At 49.3% G+C, this 19,716-nt stretch carries 20 protein-coding genes; 18 read left to right on the forward strand and 2 right to left on the reverse strand.

Annotation, left to right across the window (positions count from 1 at the left end):
- The first annotated feature begins 4 nt into the window (after window positions 1-4).
- From ABID13_RS06635 to ABID13_RS06700, 14 genes are all read left to right on the forward strand, one after another.
- Window positions 5-673, forward strand: a complete 669-nt coding sequence (locus ABID13_RS06635) for a septum site-determining protein MinC (RefSeq protein WP_007864878.1) — start codon at window positions 5-7, stop codon at window positions 671-673.
- Window positions 674-750: 77 nt separating this feature from the next.
- Window positions 751-1,542, forward strand: coding sequence for a septum site-determining protein MinD (minD, locus tag ABID13_RS06640; RefSeq protein WP_007864875.1), 792 nt, complete (start codon window positions 751-753; stop codon window positions 1,540-1,542).
- Window positions 1,543-1,558: 16 nt separating this feature from the next.
- On the forward strand, window positions 1,559-1,840 hold the full coding sequence (gene minE, locus ABID13_RS06645; protein ID WP_007864872.1) for a cell division topological specificity factor MinE: 282 nt from the start codon (window positions 1,559-1,561) through the stop codon (window positions 1,838-1,840).
- Complete coding sequence (locus ABID13_RS06650) at window positions 1,841-2,962, forward strand: FtsW/RodA/SpoVE family cell cycle protein (protein ID WP_048930461.1); 1,122 nt, start codon at window positions 1,841-1,843, stop codon at window positions 2,960-2,962.
- 20 nt (window positions 2,963-2,982) lie between these two features.
- The gene (gene mgsA / locus ABID13_RS06655; protein WP_007864855.1) at window positions 2,983-3,378 is read left to right on the forward strand and encodes a methylglyoxal synthase; all 396 of its coding nucleotides are present in this window, start codon (window positions 2,983-2,985) and stop codon (window positions 3,376-3,378) included.
- Window positions 3,378-4,370 carry a D-alanyl-D-alanine carboxypeptidase family protein gene (locus tag ABID13_RS06660; RefSeq protein ID WP_007864852.1) on the forward strand — a complete coding sequence of 331 codons (993 nt, stop codon included), beginning with the start codon at window positions 3,378-3,380 and terminating at the stop codon, window positions 4,368-4,370. Before mgsA ends, ABID13_RS06660 begins: the two co-directional genes overlap by 1 nt.
- A gap of 89 nt (window positions 4,371-4,459) precedes the next feature.
- Entirely contained in the window at window positions 4,460-4,879 is a 420-nt protein-coding gene (locus tag ABID13_RS06665) for a hypothetical protein (protein WP_007864849.1), read from the forward strand.
- Between the two features lie 136 nt (window positions 4,880-5,015).
- A complete protein-coding gene (locus tag ABID13_RS06670; protein WP_007864846.1) occupies window positions 5,016-6,413 on the forward strand; it encodes a biotin/lipoyl attachment domain-containing protein in 1,398 nt (465 codons plus the stop codon).
- Window positions 6,414-6,445: 32 nt separating this feature from the next.
- Window positions 6,446-7,126 (forward strand): YggS family pyridoxal phosphate-dependent enzyme, encoded by a 681-nt coding sequence (locus ABID13_RS06675; RefSeq protein WP_007864844.1) that lies wholly within the window; start codon window positions 6,446-6,448, stop codon window positions 7,124-7,126.
- Window positions 7,127-7,212: 86 nt separating this feature from the next.
- Window positions 7,213-7,722, forward strand: coding sequence for a cell division protein SepF (locus ABID13_RS06680; protein ID WP_007864841.1), 510 nt, complete (start codon window positions 7,213-7,215; stop codon window positions 7,720-7,722).
- 95 nt (window positions 7,723-7,817) lie between these two features.
- Window positions 7,818-8,915 carry a 3-dehydroquinate synthase gene (gene aroB / locus ABID13_RS06685; RefSeq protein WP_048930462.1) on the forward strand — a complete coding sequence of 366 codons (1,098 nt, stop codon included), beginning with the start codon at window positions 7,818-7,820 and terminating at the stop codon, window positions 8,913-8,915.
- On the forward strand, window positions 8,912-9,439 hold the full coding sequence (lspA, locus tag ABID13_RS06690; protein WP_048930463.1) for a signal peptidase II: 528 nt from the start codon (window positions 8,912-8,914) through the stop codon (window positions 9,437-9,439). The genes aroB and lspA overlap by 4 nt, the downstream gene beginning before the upstream one ends.
- 5 nt (window positions 9,440-9,444) lie before the next feature.
- Window positions 9,445-10,356, forward strand: coding sequence for an RluA family pseudouridine synthase (locus ABID13_RS06695; protein WP_048930464.1), 912 nt, complete (start codon window positions 9,445-9,447; stop codon window positions 10,354-10,356).
- A 179-nt stretch (window positions 10,357-10,535) separates the two neighbouring features.
- Window positions 10,536-11,174, forward strand: a complete 639-nt coding sequence (locus ABID13_RS06700) for a cytidylate kinase-like family protein (protein ID WP_007864832.1) — start codon at window positions 10,536-10,538, stop codon at window positions 11,172-11,174.
- A gap of 80 nt (window positions 11,175-11,254) precedes the next feature.
- Here the strand turns inward: ABID13_RS06700 and glmS are convergent, their stop codons facing one another.
- Window positions 11,255-13,081 carry a glutamine--fructose-6-phosphate transaminase (isomerizing) gene (gene glmS / locus ABID13_RS06705; protein ID WP_007864830.1) on the reverse strand — a complete coding sequence of 609 codons (1,827 nt, stop codon included), beginning with the start codon at window positions 13,079-13,081 and terminating at the stop codon, window positions 11,255-11,257.
- 587 nt (window positions 13,082-13,668) lie between these two features.
- Here glmS and ABID13_RS06710 point away from each other — a divergent pair.
- Window positions 13,669-15,270 carry an NlpC/P60 family protein gene (locus ABID13_RS06710; RefSeq protein WP_048930465.1) on the forward strand — a complete coding sequence of 534 codons (1,602 nt, stop codon included), beginning with the start codon at window positions 13,669-13,671 and terminating at the stop codon, window positions 15,268-15,270.
- Window positions 15,271-15,322: 52 nt separating this feature from the next.
- A complete protein-coding gene (locus tag ABID13_RS06715) occupies window positions 15,323-17,308 on the forward strand; it encodes an LCP family protein (RefSeq protein WP_007864826.1) in 1,986 nt (661 codons plus the stop codon).
- A gap of 41 nt (window positions 17,309-17,349) precedes the next feature.
- Here the strand turns inward: ABID13_RS06715 and ABID13_RS06720 are convergent, their stop codons facing one another.
- Window positions 17,350-18,075 carry a tRNA lysidine(34) synthetase gene (locus tag ABID13_RS06720; protein WP_007864824.1) on the reverse strand — a complete coding sequence of 242 codons (726 nt, stop codon included), beginning with the start codon at window positions 18,073-18,075 and terminating at the stop codon, window positions 17,350-17,352.
- A gap of 124 nt (window positions 18,076-18,199) precedes the next feature.
- Here ABID13_RS06720 and ABID13_RS06725 point away from each other — a divergent pair, with 124 nt between their 5' ends.
- Window positions 18,200-18,457 carry an HPr family phosphocarrier protein gene (locus tag ABID13_RS06725; RefSeq protein ID WP_007864823.1) on the forward strand — a complete coding sequence of 86 codons (258 nt, stop codon included), beginning with the start codon at window positions 18,200-18,202 and terminating at the stop codon, window positions 18,455-18,457.
- Between the two features lie 140 nt (window positions 18,458-18,597).
- Window positions 18,598-19,692: a DUF871 domain-containing protein gene (locus tag ABID13_RS06730; protein ID WP_040416836.1), complete on the forward strand. Its 1,095-nt coding sequence runs from the start codon at window positions 18,598-18,600 to the stop codon at window positions 19,690-19,692.
- The last annotated feature ends 24 nt before the right edge of the window (window positions 19,693-19,716 follow it).

Below are 19,716 nucleotides of genomic sequence, written 5' to 3' on the forward strand. Positions count from 1 at the left end.
TTGTATGCACAATGCGGTAGTAATCAAAAGCAGTAAGGCGGGCATGACCGTGATCCTGGACCCGGACCTTCCCTTTGGCGAGTTAGTGGAAGCCATCGGGAAGAAATTCAGCGAAAGCGCCAGGTTCTGGGGTTCAGTCCAGATGACCCTTACATTGGAAGGGCGTATCCTTACTGCGGCGGAGGAATTCGAGATTGTTGATACGATTACGAGAAACTCACAGATCGAGGTGCTCTGTCTTCTGGACACGGATGCGGAGCGGATTGAACGTTGTGAGAAAGCACTGAATGATAAGCTGATGGAGCTGAGCTCCCAGACCGGGCAGTTTTACCGCGGAACACTGCGAAGGGGAGACTGCCTGGAATCAGAAGCCAGCATCATCATCATTGGCGATGTGGACCATGGGGCACGGGTGACTGCCAAAGGCAATGTCATTATCCTGGGTGATCTAAGGGGTACCGTGACAGCCGGAGTGGCGGGCAATCTGGACGCCGTGATCATGGCCTTTGAGATGGCGCCGCTGCAGATACGCATCAGCGATATCAGCAGCCGTTTCAATGAGCGGAACAAGCGTTTAGGAAGAGGACCGATGCTTGCTTTTGTGGAGAATGGAGAGATCCAGGTTCGCCCGCTCAAAAAAACATTCCTAAACAATATGTTAAATTTTGCTTAATGCCAAAAAAATACTGGTAAATTTACGAAATTTAATGTACAATAGGAAGGTAAAGTAATTTTCAGGAGGATTTCATTATGAGTGAGGTCATTGTGATTACTTCTGGAAAAGGCGGGGTAGGCAAAACGACTACTTCTGCCAATGTGGGAACAGGACTGGCTATACTGGGTAAACGTGTAGTGCTGATCGATACTGATATCGGCCTGCGCAACCTGGATGTGGTCATGGGACTGGAGAACCGCATTGTCTACAATCTTGTAGACGTGGTGGAAGGCAACTGCCGTATGAAGCAGGCCCTGATAAGAGACAAAAGATATCCAAACCTTTACTTGCTGCCATCTGCGCAGACAAGGGATAAGACTGCTGTGAACCCGGAGCAGATGATTAAGCTGGTGGACGACCTGAGGGAAGAGTTTGATTACATACTGCTTGATTGTCCGGCCGGTATCGAACAGGGATTTTACAACGCCATCGCCGGCGCGGACCGCGCCCTGGTGGTAACCACCCCCGAGGTATCCGCGATCCGCGATGCAGACCGTATCATTGGTCTTCTGGAACATGCGGAGCTGGATGAAGTGGATCTGATCGTCAACCGGATACGGTCTGACATGGTCCGGAGGGGGGACATGATGTCCCTTAGCGATGTGACGGACATTCTGGCAGTAAACATTATCGGAGCAGTTCCTGATGACGAGAATATCGTTGTATCGACCAACCAGGGAGAACCGTTAGTGGGTATGGGCTCCTCGGCCGGACAGGCTTACCTGGACATCTGCCGAAGGCTGTTGGGAGAGAGTGTTCCTATGACCAATCCCGGACAGGCTGAGACTATATTTGCCAGACTGCGCAGTATATTAAGGCGTGCTTAGAAGGGATGGTGTCAAGGTGAGATGGTTCTTAAGGTTTCACACCCGGCGTTCCGGAGAGACAGCTAAGATGCGGCTTAAGCTTTTGCTGGTATCCGACAAGGCAGGCTGCTCACCGGAGATGATACTGATGATAAAAAATGATGTGATTCACGTCATTTCAAAATATATGGAGATAGAAAAGGACAACGTCCAGATACAGATGGAAACAGACAGTCCTCTTTCCGGCAGCGGCCGGACCCTGCCTGTGCTTCATGCCAACATACCGATTCGTTCCATATCGAATAAGGGGCTATATTAGATGTTTTTGGATTATGATTTTAGACATTTTAACTTTCGGCTGATATTTTACATGATTGCGCTTAACGTCATCGGCATACTTGTCATAAGAAGTGCCACTAATCTGGACGCAGACGCAGTCAGCAAGCAGCTGATGGGGGTCCTGGTGGGACTCGCAGTGGCTATAGGGTTGTCACTCATTGATTACCATAAGATATTAAATTTCAGCATAGCTATTTACGGCGTGTGTATCGCCAGTCTGGTGGCTGTGCTGATATGGGGCAAAGTAGTCAACAATGCAAAACGCTGGATTGAAGTGCCGGTACTCGGCCAGTTACAACCATCGGAATTTGTAAAGATTGGCCTGATTGTGACTTTTTCCTGGTATTTCATGAAATATCAGGAAAAGATCAATCAGGTCAGTACTGTTGTGATTGCTGCCGTCCTGTTCGCAGCTCCGGCAGCACTCATATTTCAGCAGCCGAATCTGTCTACCTGTCTTGTGATCATGGTGATGATACTGGGAATTGTATTTGCCAGCGGCATCAGTTATAAGTGGATCATGGGAACCCTTGCTGTAACCATTCCCATGGTTGCTACGTTCATTTACCTGCTGCTCCATGGAATGATCCCTTTTATTAAGGAATATCAGGCAGGCCGTATCCTGGCATGGTTCTATCCGGATCAGTATGGTGAGGCCCGCTACCAGCAGAACAATTCCATTATTGCCATCGGCTCCGGTCAGTTAAAAGGCAAGGGGCTGTTTAATACTACGATTGCTTCTGTAAAAAATGGTAATTTCCTGTCAGAAGAGCAGACGGATTTCATTTTCGCCGTAATAGGTGAGGAGTTGGGATTCATAGGCTGTGTGATAGTGATCGTACTGTTTTTACTGATAGTATATGAATGTCTTATGTTGGCTGGCCGGGCAAGGGATCTATCCGGTAGGCTTCTGTGTGTGGGCATGGCAACGCTGATCGCGTTCCAGGCATTTGCCAACATTGCGGTTGCCACTGGTATCTTCCCTAACACGGGGCTTCCGCTTCCTTTTATCAGTTTTGGAAGCAGTTCCCTGATCAGTATCTTCATCGGTATGGGGCTGGTGCTGAACGTAGGACTTCAAAGAGAGACAAGACATTTCTAATCCAAGGAGGGTTATATAATATGACAATTGGTTTGATTGCACATGACGCAAAAAAGAAACTGATGCAGAATTTCTGCATCGCCTACAGGGGGATTCTCAGCAAGAACACCCTGTACGCCACAGGCACCACGGGAAGACTGATCGAGGAGGTTGCCAATCTGAATATCCACAAGTATCTTGCCGGCCATTTAGGCGGTATGCAGCAGATGGCTGCCCAGATTGAGCACAACGAGATGGATCTGGTCATCTTTTTAAGGGATCCCAACAATCCAAAACCTCATGAGCCGGATGTAAACAATGTGGTACGTCTGTGTGATATCTATAATATTCCCCTGGCCACCAACCTGGCATCCGCGGAGCTTTTGATCAAGGCTCTGGACAGAGGTGACATGGAATGGCGGGAGGTTGCCAGGTAATGACGGTTTGGGGCAGATTAAAAGGCAGAAGACGGGCATCTGCCCTTTTGTGTACGCTTTTTTTAGGTGTATCTGTCTGTGTAAGCGGATGTTCTGCCGGATATGAAGATGCCTATGTTCTGGAGGAGCGTATTCCGGCCCTGGATGAGGGAGCGGCGCCCGCGCGTTTTGCGGATGCGTTTGCATCCGACCTGTGCGTGGTTACGGACGAGAGCGGGTTTGATGCTGATTTTGCCACATCCGAGGCAGCAGCCCTGTTCGATATCAGCGACAGGGAAGTCCTGTACAGCAAAGAGGCATTTGAAAAGCTGTATCCGGCCAGCGTTACCAAGGTGATGACAGCATTGGTGGCAATCAAGGAAGGTGACCTGAATTCCCGCGTCCATGTGACGGAGGATGCCGTAATCACAGAATCCGGCGCCACCCTGTGCGGTATAGAGCCGGGCGATACCCTGACATTGGAACAGCTGCTCTATGGTCTTATGCTTCCCTCCGGAAATGACGCGGGGGCAGCCATAGCAGTCCATATTGCGGGAAGTATTGATGCTTTTGCGGACATGATGAATGAGGAGGCTCTGCGCCTTGGCGCCACAGGCACCCATTTTGTCAATCCACACGGGCTGAATGACCCGGATCATTACACGACCGCATACGATCTGTATCTTATTTTCAACGAGGCGCTGAAGTATCCTGCATTTCGCCAGATCGTGGGTACTACGGCCTATACGGCCAATTACCACAATAAGAACAGCGAGCCTGTAACAAAAACCTGGAAGGGCGGAAACTGGTTCATGACAGGCGAGAGGGAGACGCCTGACGGCCTCAAAGTATTTGGGGGAAAAACAGGCACCACCAAGGCGGCAGGGTATTGCCTGATTATGGCTTCACGGGATGACTCTGACAAGGAGTATATATCGGTTGTATTGAAGGCGGACAGCCGTCCGCATCTTTATGACAATATGGCAAATATAATTTCTAAAATCGTCAAATAGTGATTGCGCTTTCTATGAAGTTATACTATAATTAGAGTAATCTTAATTGATTTTTTATACAACATATATAACTCAAGGAGGAGATTCGTATGGTTCAGATTATTGCAGGAAAAAAGGGTAAAGGCAAGACCAAACATCTGTTAGATATGGCCAATGCAGCAATCAAGGGGGCCAACGGCACTGTCGTATATCTGGATAAAAGTGCCCAGCATATGTATGAGTTAAATAATAAGATTCGTCTCATTAATGTCAATGAATTCCCAATTACAAACAATGAAGGATTTTTAGGTTTTATCTGCGGTATCATTTCCCAAGATCACGATTTGGAAACCATGTACCTGGATAGCTTTTTAAAGCTGTCATGCCTGGAGGGGGCTGACATATCCGATACATATATGACATTGAAAAATATCGGTGAAAAGTATCATGTAACTTTTGTACTGAGTATTTCCCTGGATGCAGAAGAGCTTCCGGAATGCGCCAAAGGTGATGTGATTATTTCATTGTAATGATACATTTTTTGTGATAAGATAGGTGACAGGAGTGATAGGGCTGCCTGCCGTGCCGGGACATACATGCCTGGTATGGCGGGCAGTTGTTTGTTATTTTTTATTCTTTGATTCAGAAAAGGAGTGGCCTTGTTCCATGGCTAAGAAGAACAAGAAGGTTGTCCGCTACAAGCGGCCTCTGAATATCAATGTGGGCATGATCATTTTTGCGATTATTTTCCTCTACCTGGTGTTCAGTGTATATACATATCTGAAAAGAGAAAAAATCCAGTTTTATGAAGTAGTTGACGGAGGCATTGTCAGCAACCGGATGTACACAGGGCTGATTCTCAGGGAGGAGCAGGTAAGGAATGCGGACCGTTCAGGCTACATTAATTATTATCTCAGGGAAGGCAAGCGGGCATCGGTGGGCAGCAGGATCTATTCCCTGGATGAAACCGGAAGTCTGGAAGAGCTGCTAAAGGACAATGCGGAGGCCGGCAATTCCCTGTCTGATGACAGTCTTTCCGACCTGAAAAAGCAGCTGACTTCCTTTGTACTGTCTTTCAGGGATCAGGACTTTTCTTCCATTTACGATGCAAGATATTCTCTGGAAGCTTCCGTCATGGAATATTCCAGTTTCAGCGCCCTGGATCAGCTGGACAAGCTGGCTCAGGAGTCCGGCGCAGTCTTTGAACAGGTCCGGACCGATGTGTCCGGGGTTGTGTCTTATGGCTTTGACAATTATGAGACAGTGACCACCGCTGATATCGAAGCGGCCAGTTTTAACAGGGATACCTATGTAAAGACCCTTAATAAGTCAGGAAAGCTTATTGACAGCGGCTCCCCTGCCTATAAGATCATCACCTCTGAGAACTGGTCCATTGTTTTCCCCCTCACAGAGGAGGACGCTTCCCTATATTCGGATAAGACCACTTTGCGGGTTATCTTCAGGGATTACTCCATGAGCACACCGGCTTCCTATTCCACCTTTACCGGTAAGGACGGGGCCTCCTATGGCAAACTGGACTTCACCAAATATATGGAACAGTTTATATCAGACCGGTTTATTGATTTTGAGATCAAGACAGAACAGACGGACGGCCTTAAGATACCGGCCAGCGCTGTGACTGAAAAAAGCTTTTACCTGATCCCCATAGATTATATGACCCAGGGAGGCGATTCTTCAGAAAGCGGATTTAATAAGGAAGTGTACACGGAAAACGGATCCTCTGTTGTGTTTGTGCCGACCACCATCTATTATTCAGATGATGAATTCTTCTATGTGGATATGAATGAGGAGGAAGGATTCAAGGCCGGGGATTACGTTGTCAAGCCATCGTCCTCTGAACGGTATCAGATCGGGCGCACGGCTTCCCTAAAAGGTGTTTACAACATAAATAAGGGCTATACAATTTTCAAACAAATTGATATACTGGATTCCAACAATGAATTTTATACCATAAGGCGGAATATGACCTATGGGTTGTCCGTTTATGACCATATTGTGCTGGATGCTTCCATGGTGGAAGAGGGACAGCTTCTGTATCAATAAGAAGGCTAAGGCCGGCAAGGAGGAACGAGTAAATGATAAAAGAAAATCTGGATCAGGTAAGGGAAACCATCAATGCAGCATGTATCAGGGCGGGCAGGAGACCGGAGGAAGTCACTCTGATCGCCGTGAGCAAGACAAAACCGGTTCCCATGCTGGAGGAGGCATATGCTGCAGGAACCAGGGACTTTGGAGAGAATAAGGTCCAGGAGATCCTGGCCAAGAAGCCGGAACTGCCCCAGGACATCCGCTGGCATATGATCGGCCATCTTCAGCGCAACAAGGTCAGCCAGGTGATCGGCAACGCGGTGATGATCCATTCCGTGGACTCCCTGCGCCTGGCCCGGCAGATTGAAGCGGAAGCAGCAAAAAAAGAGGTGGATGTGGACATTCTTCTGGAGGTCAATGTGGCCAGGGAGGAGAGCAAATACGGGTTCATGCTGGAGGAAGTTGAGGATGCCGTCATGGCCATAAAGGATTTTCCCCACGTGCACATAAAAGGACTTATGACAATTGCGCCATTTGTAGACAATCCAGAAGAAAATCGTGGAATTTTTAAAAAATTATTTGAATTTGCTGTTGACATAGGTAGGAAAAACATTGATAATGTTACTATGGGTGTGCTCTCAATGGGAATGACTGGGGATTATGAGGTTGCTGTTGAGGAAGGCGCAACCATGGTTAGGGTCGGTACCGGTATTTTCGGTATACGATAAGGTGTTTCCGCCAGTGAGCTGATTGCTGGAACCAGTGTCTGGACACGCTTAAGGGGACACTTCATATAGAGATTGGAGAGTGTAAGATGAGTCTGTTAGGTAAGTTAATGGATACCATGAGATTAAGTCCTGAAGAGGAAGATGATGATTACTACCTGGACGATGACTTTGAAGAGGAAGCTCCCCGCAAGGGGCTGTTTACAAAGAAAAGTACGGAATATGAAGATGAGGAAGAACAGGACAAGCCAAGATTTTTAGGAAGATCGAATCCCAAAGTAGTGCCCATGCGGCGCAGCATGGAAGTAACCATGATAAAGCCAACCTCTATGGAGGACTCCAGGGACATCTGTGATTATCTCCTGGCAGGCAAGGCAGTGGTACTTAATATGGAGGGTATACATACAGAGGTAGCTCAGAGGATCATTGATTTTACATCAGGGGCAACCTATTCCATGAACGGTAATCTTCAGAAGATATCCAACTATATCTTTATTGCAACTCCTGATTCCGTTGAACTATCCGGTGATTTCCAGGACATCCTGGCCGCAGGCGGCGCTATGGGAATGGATGTGTCAGGACTCAATATTCGTTTATAATGCATTTGGATGAGAAAGACGATATGGAAGTGAATGCGGCAGACCACGAGCGTCTGCCGATTTGTTGTTATAAGTACATAAAGGAGGAAACTGGTATGGCAGACAGAATGAACGTGTGCAGGGATGGACAGCCTATTTATGACATTGTGATGGACACATCCTTTTCAGGACTAAAGGATGAGGCAATGGGTCTTTCCCTGAAAGACCATAAGATATGTATTGTGACGGATTCCAATGTGGCAAAGCTGTACCTGGAGGAGGTGACAGCCATCCTTTCAGAGTGCTGCAAAAAGGTCTCCGTGTATGTGTTTTCCGCCGGTGAGGAAAATAAAAACCTGGATACAGTCAAGAGACTGTATGAGCACCTGATCCTGGAACATTTTGACCGCAGGGATATGCTTGCCGCACTGGGAGGCGGTGTGGTTGGGGATCTGTGCGGTTTTGCTGCAGCCACTTACCTGAGAGGCGTGGGATTTTTCCAAATTCCCACAACTCTTTTATCCCAGGTGGATTCCAGCATCGGAGGTAAGACCGGTGTGGATTTTGACGCCTACAAAAACATGGTGGGAGCATTCCATATGCCACGTTTTGTGTACACCAACCTCAGTACCCTGCTGACGCTGTCCAATGAGCAGTTTTCCTCAGGCATGGGGGAAGTGATCAAACATGGTTTGATCAAGGATAAGGAGTATTACCAGTGGCTTAAGGACAGCCGGGAGGGAATCGGGGCCCGGGATCTGACGCTGTGCCAGAAAATGGTCTTTGAGAGCAACCGCATCAAAAAGCAGGTGGTGGAAATGGATCCCACTGAGCAGGGAGAGCGGGCGCTTTTAAACTTTGGCCACACCCTGGGCCACGCGGTTGAGAAGTTAAAGGATTTTACCATGCTTCACGGCCACTGTGTGGGCCTTGGATGTATTGCAGCCGGATATATTTCCTATAAAAGGGGAATGATTACAGAGGAGGAGTTTAGGGATCTGAGGTCTGTCTTTGATGCTTACGGACTTCCCGTAACCGTGGACGGGCTCACCTGGGATGAGGTCCACACAGCTGCAAAAAGTGATAAAAAGATGGACGCCGGCGTGGTCAAGTTCATTCTTCTCCGGTCCATGGGGAATGCTTATGTGGACAGGACCGTGAGCAGTGACGAGATGAAAGAAGGATTTGACTGCATAGGAGGACATAAAGAATGACAAAACAGAAAAAGTCCATTCTGATCAGTTTTATGATCGGATTTGTGATTCTGGTGGGACTGGACCAATGGACTAAGGGACTGGTGGTCGCACATTTAAAGGGACATAAGCCCTTTGTGGTCTGGGATGGGGTTTTTGAATTCTATTACTCGGAAAACAGGGGAGCGGCCTTTGGCATGATGCAGGAAAAACAGCTTTTCTTTTTCCTGATCGCACTGTTGGTACTTGGCGCAGTGGCATATTTGATGGTGAAAATGCCCACTGACAGGAAATACCGTCCCATGTCCGTGTGTCTGATGATGGTCAGCGCCGGTGCGGTAGGCAATATGATCGACCGGATCAGCCAGGGTTACGTGGTGGATTTCCTGTATTTTAAGCTGATCAATTTCCCTATATTTAATGTGGCGGATTGTTATGTTACCATTGCGGCGGCCTGCCTTGTGATCCTTATCATGTTCTATTACAAGGACGAGGACATGGCTTGTTTTGCCATCAAAAAACACGGCAATGCCGAAAAGGAGTAAGTCACTTGAAACAGGAATTTTATCCAACGGACATGGAATCCGATATGAGGATCGATAAATATCTGTCTGAATCCTGCCCCGAATTAAGCCGTTCCTATATCCAGAAGCTGCTTAAATCAGGGCAGGTTCTGGTTAACAAAAAAGGCGTAAAGGCCAGCTATGTGGTGTCTGAGGATGACCATATCGAGCTGGAGGTCCCCGCGGCCGTGGAGCCGGAGATTGAGGCCGAGGCCATGGACCTGGATATCCTTTATGAAGACCAGGACATCATTCTGATCAACAAGCCCAAAGGCATGGTGGTCCATCCAGCTGCCGGCCATTACAGCCATACCCTGGTCAACGGCCTCATGTACCACTGCAAAGACCAGCTTTCGGGTATAAACGGGGTTATGAGACCGGGAATCGTCCACAGGATCGATATGGATACCACAGGCGTGCTCATTGCCTGTAAGAACGATATGGCGCACAATTCCATTGCCGCCCAGCTCAAGGAACATTCCATCACCAGACGGTATCAGGCCATTGTCCATGGTGTCATAAAAGAGGAGGAGGGGACCGTGGTTGCCCCCATTGGGCGCCACCAGACCGAGCGCAAGAAAATGTGCATCAACTACAGCAATGGACGCAGCGCCATTACCCACTATCGGGTATTACAGCGTTTTAGCCAGTTTACCTATGTGGAATGCCGCCTGGAGACAGGGCGGACCCACCAGATCCGAGTGCATATGGCCAGCCTTCACCATCCACTGCTGGGGGACCATGTTTACGGCCCGGCCAAATGCCCGGTCCCCGGATTGACCGGGCAGACCCTTCATGCCGGAATCCTGGGAATCGTGCATCCACGCACAGGGGAGTACATGGAATTCACAGCCCCCCTGCCAGAATACTTTGATAAACTGCTCCGTACTTTGCGATAAAAGCATATTTATAAGAGACAGTATAAGACAAGTTGTCACTTTTGTCGAAATCCTTTGGGTTATTTTATATCTTTTTGTACATTTCTATATACTTTTCTGAATTTTTGAGTTATAATACTTAATAGATAAAATATGATACATTCATAACATGACATAGAGAGCAGAAAGGGGAATGTAGAATGACAAATAATCTTATTATCACAATTGGCAGACAGTGTGGAAGCGGAGGCAAATTAATCGGCGAGATGCTGGCCGAGAAGATGGGGATTAAGTGTTACGACAAGGAACTGTTATCCATGGCAGCAAAGCACAGCGGACTTTGCGAAGAACTGTTTGAAAAGCACGATGAAAGACCCACCAGCAGTTTCCTGTACTCCCTGGTAATGGATTCTTATTCCATGGGATACACGGCTTCCGGATATTCCGACATGCCTATTAACCATAAGATATTCCTTGCGCAGTTTGATACCATCAAGAAGCTGGCAGAGGAAGCCTCCTGCGTAATTGTTGGACGGTGCGCGGATTATGCACTGGAGGATTACCCCAATGTAGTCAGCGTGTTCATCACAGGAGATGACAAGGATAAGCTGAAACGCCTTCAGGAGCTTTATAAGGTGGATGAATCCAAGGCAAAGGATATTATGATCAAAACAGATAAGCAGCGTTCCAGCTACTATAATTATTACTCCAATAAGAAGTGGAGCGACCCGCGCAGCTATGACCTGTGCCTTAACAGCAGCGTCACCGGGCCGGAAGGTGCGGTGGACGTGATCATGAATTTCGCAAAGGTAAAACAGCAGTACAAAAAACAGCAGTAAAGCCCGTAATTAAAACCGCCGCCCGCCAGTTGATTTTGGCGGGCGGCGGCTTTGTTTTCGGCGGTTTTGTTTTCAGCTTTTTATTCCACTGTCACTGATTTTGCCAAATTGCGGGGCTGATCCACATCCAGGTTCTTGCCAATGGATGCATAGTAGGCAATGAGCTGAAGGGCAACGGCTATGGGGAACACGGTGAACCGGTCCTCAAGGTCAGGTATCCTAAGTTCCACATCCGACACCCCATCCTCTATGGCTGCCTGCTCCTTGGCCAGGAGGATGACATAGGCTCCTCTTGCCTTAACTTCCCTGATATTCGAGATGGTTTTGGCAAATACGTGATCCTGGGTGGCAATGGCAATAACCGGGACATTGTCATAGATCAGTGCAATGGTTCCGTGCTTTAGCTCCCCGGCAGCGTATGCCTCTGCGTGAATGTATGATATTTCCTTCAGCTTGAGGGCGCCTTCCAAGGAAAACGCATAGTCCAGCCCTCTGCCAATAAAGAAGGTATCCCTCTCACGGATCAGATGGCGTACAAAGGACTTAATATGGGAGGACTGGCCGATCATGGATTCCATGGCCGGGATCACCGCCAGCAGATCCTCCATAAATTCCTTTGCATCCGCCTCACTGCATCGTTCTCTTGAAAGGGCCATGCGGCAGCAGAGCATATATAATGCAGCCAGCTGGACGGAATAGGCCTTGGTGCTGGCCACAGCGATCTCAGGGCCGGCATGGGTGTAAAGCACATGGTCGCTTTCCCTGGCAATGGTTGATCCCTTTACATTGACAATGGACAGCGTGCGGGAGCCCAGGGACTTTGCCAGTCTCATGGCTGCCAGGGTATCGATGGTCTCACCGGATTGGGAGATTACGATCACCAGTGTGCTTTTATCTATAAGGGGATCCTCATATCGAAATTCTGAGGCAATGGACACGGTAACAGGAATCCTGAGCAGCGGTTCCATCAGCGCTTTTGCCACCATACCTGCATGCATGGCCGTTCCGCAGGCAATGATGCGGATCTGTCCGCAGTCTGTAAATAATTCATCCGGGATCCCATCTGACGTAAAATCAGGAAGTCCTCCCGCCAGACGGGGAAGGATGGTATTCTTTAACGCTTCCGGCTGTTCATGGATCTCCTTCAGCATAAAATGGGGAAATCCATTTTTCATGGCAGCATCCATATTCCAGTTCACTTCCAGCATTTCAGGCTGTATCCTGGAACAGTCCATATCATATACCCGGATCTTGTAAGGGGTCAGGCGCAGGATATGATGTTCGGGAACCACAAAATACTCCTTTGTAAAAGAGATAAGGGCAGTGAGATCCGAGGCCACCATTGCCCCTGACTGCGTGTAGGAGGCCACCAGCGGGCTGACGCTGCGCACCGCATATATTTCCCCGGGCCGGTCGTCAAAAAGGATACAAAAGCCGTAGGAGCCCTCCAGCTTTTTTACGAACGTCCCAATGGCGATCAGGGGATCATGGCTGCATTCCTCGTACACTGCATCAAGTACCCAGGCAGCCACCTCACTGTCGGTCTGGGACACCAGTCTGTCCCGGATTCCATATTCTTCTGTCAGCTGATGATAATTTTCAATGATACCGTTGTGGATCAGGGTCACCTGCCCGGCGCGGTGGGGATGGGCGTTTTCATCTGTGACACCTCCATGGGTTGCCCATCGTGTATGGCCGATTCCGCAGTGGGATATATCCCCTGTCTTTTTAACACACTCCCTGAGAGCAGCCACCTTTCCTACCTTTTTGATGACCTTTACCTGTGAGGCCGTATTAAAATAGGCAATTCCGGCGCTGTCGTAACCTCGGTACTCCAGCCCCGACAGTCCATTTAAAAGCAGATCCTTGGCCTCAAGAGGGCCTGTATATCCAATAATCCCGCACATAATTTTTACCTCTCTTTTTTCCACCACATGGATGCTCTAAAAATGGCCATAAAAAATAAGCTGTCACTGTATGCCAGATTTTTAACAATGCCAGTTGTGGGGGTTTTTATTTGATTTTTCCATTGATCCCTGTCCGGTTATACCGCTTCTGTTTTGCAGTTACCCGCATATTTAACGGTATATCACACGCCCGGACCGCATGGGAGAGTATCCGCCGAATGTTTCGATTATCTCTCCTCCTCGTTAACCTTCTCACCGGCAGCAGCTGTTCTGCTGTTCACGTTCCCGGTAAAAGGTGCATGGCGCTTAGCTTTGCTATTGGATTCTATTCCTCCTTAAATAGAATGAAAATATTATATCTCACTCTATTTTATGCGTCAACCATATTTTGGGTGAGGTCCCATTATTAATGATTACTTAAGAGATTTGTTCTGTTTTTTCCCCAGGCATTGTGTTATAATGGGGAGCGATATAAGCGCAGTATTACTGACACTGCCGGGATTACTCTTTATGTGCAGGGACACTTGTTCCCTTATCCGCTGAGAGTAGGATAACCCCATAAGACGATACCCATAGGATAAACTAAGATGAACCATGATAAGAACCATGATCTGATCCAGACAGCCCGCAAGCTGTATCAAACTTATAAACATCACATACTGAAAGGAACCGTCCTGATCCTGGTCTTAAGTACAGGCTGTTACATATCATACAGGGCAGGGCAACATTCACAGAGGCCTTCAGACCAGGTTTCAGCTGCCCCTGACGGGGAAATGAAAGACAGTGCGGTCCAGGAGACGCTTAAGGGAGAGCCTTCTTTTGCTTTTCCGCCTTATGCTTCTTATTCTGAGGCCACCCCTGCCAATGCAGAGATTATGAGTCCCTATATCCTAAACCTGGCTTATCTGTATGAAGGGACTGAGGATGCCGCCGATGCCACCTACAGTTATGCAGGCCGCCTATACAGCATGCTTTCAAGCATGGACGCCAGGTGGTCCTCGGGACTTTATGACCTGTACAGCTATACGCCGGAGCGGCTGTCTGCCCAGATGGGTCTGCCGGTCCAGGCTGTCACTGCCGCATCAGGAGTCATACCGCAATTTAAAAATATCAGCATGAGTTTTCTGGATGGAGACGGACAGGCAACCAGCCGTACATCCAATGCCCGCGATATCATTTCCATGGCAAATACGCTTTATTATCACGGTGTTTTAAGCAGTATGGACCAGCTGGAGGAATACGCGGCAAACATGTGGAACAATTCCCATCAATATTCACTGCAGATGGGTGACATCTACTACTGTGACGGCAGCTGCCTGAAAGAGGCTGCAGCCATAACCGGGCAGACGGAAGCCCCTGCTGACGGACAGACACCCCCTGCCGCAGCTTCCGTCAGCGGTGAAAAACGGGTGGGACCCGGTGAAACAGCTGTCTCTACAGCTACGGAATCGGAACCTTCCCTGGCCTCTGAATCCCCCTGTCCCGGACATATAGACCTTTCCATCACCATAGTGGTAACAGGTGCGTCTGAGTCAAATGGACTGTTTCCGGCGGATTCTTATGCATCCGCTGAAGTCTCATCCTCGTGGAAAGGGTGGGATGAGTCCGCTATGGAAGGGGTCAGGACATTGATCGCTCAGGACTGGTATGAGGAATATGGCCTGAATACCACGGATCTTTTCCTGCGAAATCCCCTGACCTCTGGGGAGATCGATCTATATATGAGCATGGTTCCTGAGAACACCAGCCAGATGAAACGGGATTTTGTAAAATATGCGCTTACCTCGGTTGGAAAAGTCCCCTATTACTGGGGCGGGAAACCATCTTCTCCCGGATATACAGGGAACAATTTCGGTTCCATTGTCACGCCGGACGAGGACGGGCGATTCCTTAAGGGCCTGGACTGTTCGGGCTGGATCAACTGGCTATACTGGTCCGTATCAGGACGCGGTCTGGGCGCGGAGAGCACCGGCACCTTGATTTCCAGCGGAACAGCCGTCACAAAGGAACAGCTGGTTCCCGGGGATATCTGCATACGCACCGGCCCCCAGGCCCATGTGGTCATATTCCTTGGCTGGGCAGCGGACGGTCAGATGCTGTGCATCCAGGAGACAAGCGGAAACATCAATAATGTGGAGGTTGGCATCACCACGGGAGAATGGCAGAGCTACCGGCGCATTATAGAATAGATAATACCATGTTACAGCATTTTAAATTAAATGATAAATGAGGTGTTTTACCATGAATTACAATGATAATGATGATGAATTGGAACGCATGCGGGCCAGAAGCACCAGAGGACCAAGGCGCTCCACAGGAAGACCGAACCCCTCCGCGGGCAGGTCTAACCCATCTGTCGGGAGATCCGGCTTATCCTCAGCCCGTCCGGCTTCCCCTGATCGGTCCGCTGCAGGAGCCGGCTTACGGGACAATTATGATGATGAATATTATTTTGATGAGGAGTTTGGCGAGGAGGAATATGGAGGGCGGAACCGGCGTCAGGTGGATTTTGACGTTACCAACAGCCGCGGGGGATATGAAAATGATGAGTACGGTTACTTGGATGATGAGTTTTATGATGCATCTGAGGGCAGAATCGGAAACAGCAGGAACGGGAACAACAGGACAGGGAATACCAGGGCGGGAGGACAGGCCGGTGCTGCTTCCAAAGCCCATTCCGCGCACACGGGAAGAAGGCCTTCCGGCAGCCCTTCCTCCAAGACACAAAAACAATCACGGAAAACATCTCAATCCTCCAAATCCGGACAGCGGACCCGTTACCAGGATGAGGATGACTTTTATGCAGACAGCAGCGGAAGGAACAGAGACGCCTCCAGGCGTCCAGGTCAGGGACAGATGGCAAAAAGACGTAAAAAGAAAAGCTGGAAGGGAATCCTGCTCATACTGCTTGCAGCAGTCATTGGCTATGGAGCATGGCTTTTCCTCCACAGACCCACAGGGATTTGGAATGTGGCTGTATTTGGCGTGGACAGCAGGGACGGCAATACAAAAAACGCCCTGGCGGACGTGCAGATGATCTGCAGCATCAACCGCTCCACCGGAGAGATCAAGCTGGTCAGTGTGTACAGGGATACCTATCTCAAGATCAATTCAGAGGGCACTTATCATAAGATCAATGAGGCATATTTTAAAGGGGGACAGAAGCAGGCGGTCGCTGCCTTGGAAGAAAATCTGGATCTTAAGATCGATGACTATGCCACCTTTAACTGGAAGTCCGTGGCTGAGGCCATCAATATACTGGGCGGCGTGGATATCGATATCACCGATGCGGAGTTCAAACACATCAACGGCTTTATCACGGAAACGGTCAATTCCACCGGAATCGGTTCTGTCCAGCTCTCAGCGCCCGGCCCCAATCATCTGGACGGGGTACAGGCAGTTGCTTACAGCCGCCTCCGCCTGATGGACACGGATTTCCAGAGAACCGAACGCCAGAGAAAAGTTGTGATGCTGGCCCTTGAAAAGGCAAAGCAGGCTGATGTATCCACCCTTACCTCCCTTGCCACCTATCTGATCCCGCAGATTTCCACCAGCGTGGGGCCGGATGACGTACTTCCCCTGGTAAAGGATATCAACAAATACCATATTGGCGAAACAGCAGGCTTCCCCTTCTCCAGGCAGACCAAACGTGTAGGGAAAATGGACTGCGTCATCCCCACTACCCTGGAGAGCAACGTTGTCCTGCTCCATAAGTTCCTGTACGGAGAGGAGACAAGCTATAGCCCATCCTCAGCAGTAAAGAAGATCAGCGCACATATCTCCGAGGAGACAGGCCTCTATGAAGAGGGTAAGGCTGCACCTTCCGGCGGCAGTTCAGGCGGTTCCTCCGGCGGACAGACACCGGCTCAGACAGCACCGGCTCAGACGCCTGCACCGGAGACAACAGCTCCTGAGGAAAGTACCCAGGAGAGTGTGGAGGAGACAACGCAGGAGGAGACAGAACCCACGGAAGAAGAAACAGAGGAAACCCAGGAGATCGGTCCGGGGATCACTAAGCCGCACCAGGAGCCGGACAGAGACAATGAAGAGACAAAGGAATCCGACAAAGGCCCGGGAGCCGGGGAGCATACAAAACCGGCTGAAAAGCCAACCTCCGCCCCCACCACAGAAGCGCCCGATACGCCGGGTCCGGGAACCGGCGGTCCGGACTCTGCACCTTCTGATCCCGGTACAACAGGTCCGGGAGAAGCAGGCCCGGGAGTCTGATAACTTCCACAGTGAGCCCATCATAAAACCGGCCTCAGGCATTATTTCAACGCCTGGGGCCATCCTTTTATATTCCCGTCCAAAATGGCATGGAACAGGCAATCCTTCAGATGGGGATTGTCCTGCTGCAGGTCCTGAATCAGCTCCTTAACATACTGCCTTTTGGTATATCCGTCCATGGGGCAGGGATTCTTGCACACGGGAAGCTGGTACTTATTCCGGAACCCGATCACATCCGCTTCCGTCACAAACAAAAGCGGCCTGATCACGGTCAGATCCATCCGGTCCAGATATGTATAAGGGGAAAAGGAGTGGAAACGGCCCTCATAAAACAATGACATCAGCATTGTCTCGATCACATCATCCCTGTGGTGTGCGTATGCGATCTTATTGCAGCCCAGCTCCTTGGCCTTTTCATTAAACGCACCTTTGCGCATCTTGGCGCAGAGAGAGCAGGGATTGGACTCTTTGCGTATCTCAAACAGTACTTTTCCAATCTCCGTGGGAATCACAGTATAGGGGATCCCAAACTCCCGGCATAATTCCCTGACCGGCTCCAGATTCATGTTTCCCAGTCCCAAATCCACGGTAATGGCCTGCAGTTCATATTTCTTTGGGTAAAACCTCTGCAAATGGTGAAGTGCATACAACAGAGTCAGGCTGTCCTTTCCACCGGACACGCCCACGGCGATCCGGTCCCCATCCTGAATCAGTCCATATTGGTCCAGCGCCTGCCTGGTCAGGCTCAGCAATCTTTGAAGTTTCATTCTATTAGTTTCCTTCCATCATCTAAATTCCAATGATAGTATTTTAACCATCTACACACCCGGTTGTCAAGAATTCTTAACTATGTTAAAATGGGGGGAGGAATAAACAAAGGATGATGATGATATGATAAGCTATAAATACGTTGTTTCAGACAAACAGGGACTTCATGCAACCAATGCCATGAGCCTGTGCAGGGCTGCCTCCGACTATGAGAGCAGCATAACCCTGAAAGGGGAACGAAAGAGTGCCGACTGCAAGAATGTACTTGCGCTGATGAGTCTGGGCGCCCGTCAGGGAGAGTGCCTGGAGTTACTGGTGGAGGGACCGGACGAAGATCAGGCGGCCGGTTTTCTGCAGGGACTGATGCGTACGATTTTATGATCCACGCGCACGATTTTGTGATTTCCTAACTGCTAGGAAATATCTTTACCCCCTTTTTCCATATGGATGGGTTATATTGATAACAGCATATTGGATCCGGCTGCAGGACAGCCAACTTAATGAAAGAGGGGTATATATTTATGGCAAGATTAGGTATCTCCGTTTATCCGGAGCATTCCACAGCGGAACGCGACCAGGCGTATATAAGAAAGGCAGGGAGTCTTGGGTACAAGAGGATCTTCACCTGCCTGTTAAGCGTGGGAGATAAGAGCAGGGAACAGGTAGTCAGTGAATTCCGTCTTCTTGCGGATACGGCCCATGAGTGCGGCATGGAGATCATCCCTGACGTAAGCCCTGCGGTATTTTCCAAAATGGGGATCTCCTATGAGGATCTGTCTGTCTTCCAGGACATGCATGTGGATGGGATCCGTCTGGACGAGGGTTTTGACGGCATGAAGGAAAGTCTGATGACCTATAATCCCCAGGGGCTGAAGATTGAACTGAATGCCAGCACCCAGCTGGTTTACGTGGAAAACATCATGGACCACCACCCTGACCGGTCCAAACTGGTCACATGCCACAATTTCTATCCCCAGCAATATTCCGGACTGAGTCTGGAACATTTTAACAAATGCAATGAAAAGATGAAATCCATGTATCTTCCGGTTGCCGCCTTTATTTCCAGCAACAATGAAGGCACCTATGGTCCCTGGCCGGTCAATGAAGGGCTCTGTACGCTGGAGATGCACCGCGGCCTGCCCATCGGCTTCCAGGCCCGCCACCTGTTTGCCACAGGAATGGTGGATGATGTCCTTATTGCCAATGCATACGCCTCAGCTGAGGAGCTTGAGGCATGCGCGGCCGTGAATCCCAGCATCCTCACATTCGGGCTGGTTTTAGAAAAGGAACTGACCCGGACAGAGCAGAAGATCCTGGACTACGAGCCAAAGCACGTGGTCCGCGGTGATATGAGCGAATATATGATACGCTCTACCTGGCCCAGGGTAACCTTTGCGGATGAGTCCATCCCGGCTGCCAACACACGGGATTTAAAGCGGGGTGATGTGGTCATCCTCAATGACGGCTACCTGAAATATAAGGGGGAACTGCACATTGTATTAAAAGATATGCCCAATGACGGACGTAAAAATGTCATCGGCCACCTGCCGGAATATGAGCATGTCCTGCTGAATTATGTGGAGCCTTGGAAGGTGTTTGCTTTCTGTAAGGCATGACAAGAAAAACAGATAAGGAGTTAA

Source organism: Enterocloster citroniae (assembly GCF_040545455.1).
In the GTDB taxonomy this organism is placed as follows: Bacteria; Bacillota; Clostridia; order Lachnospirales; family Lachnospiraceae; genus Enterocloster; species Enterocloster citroniae.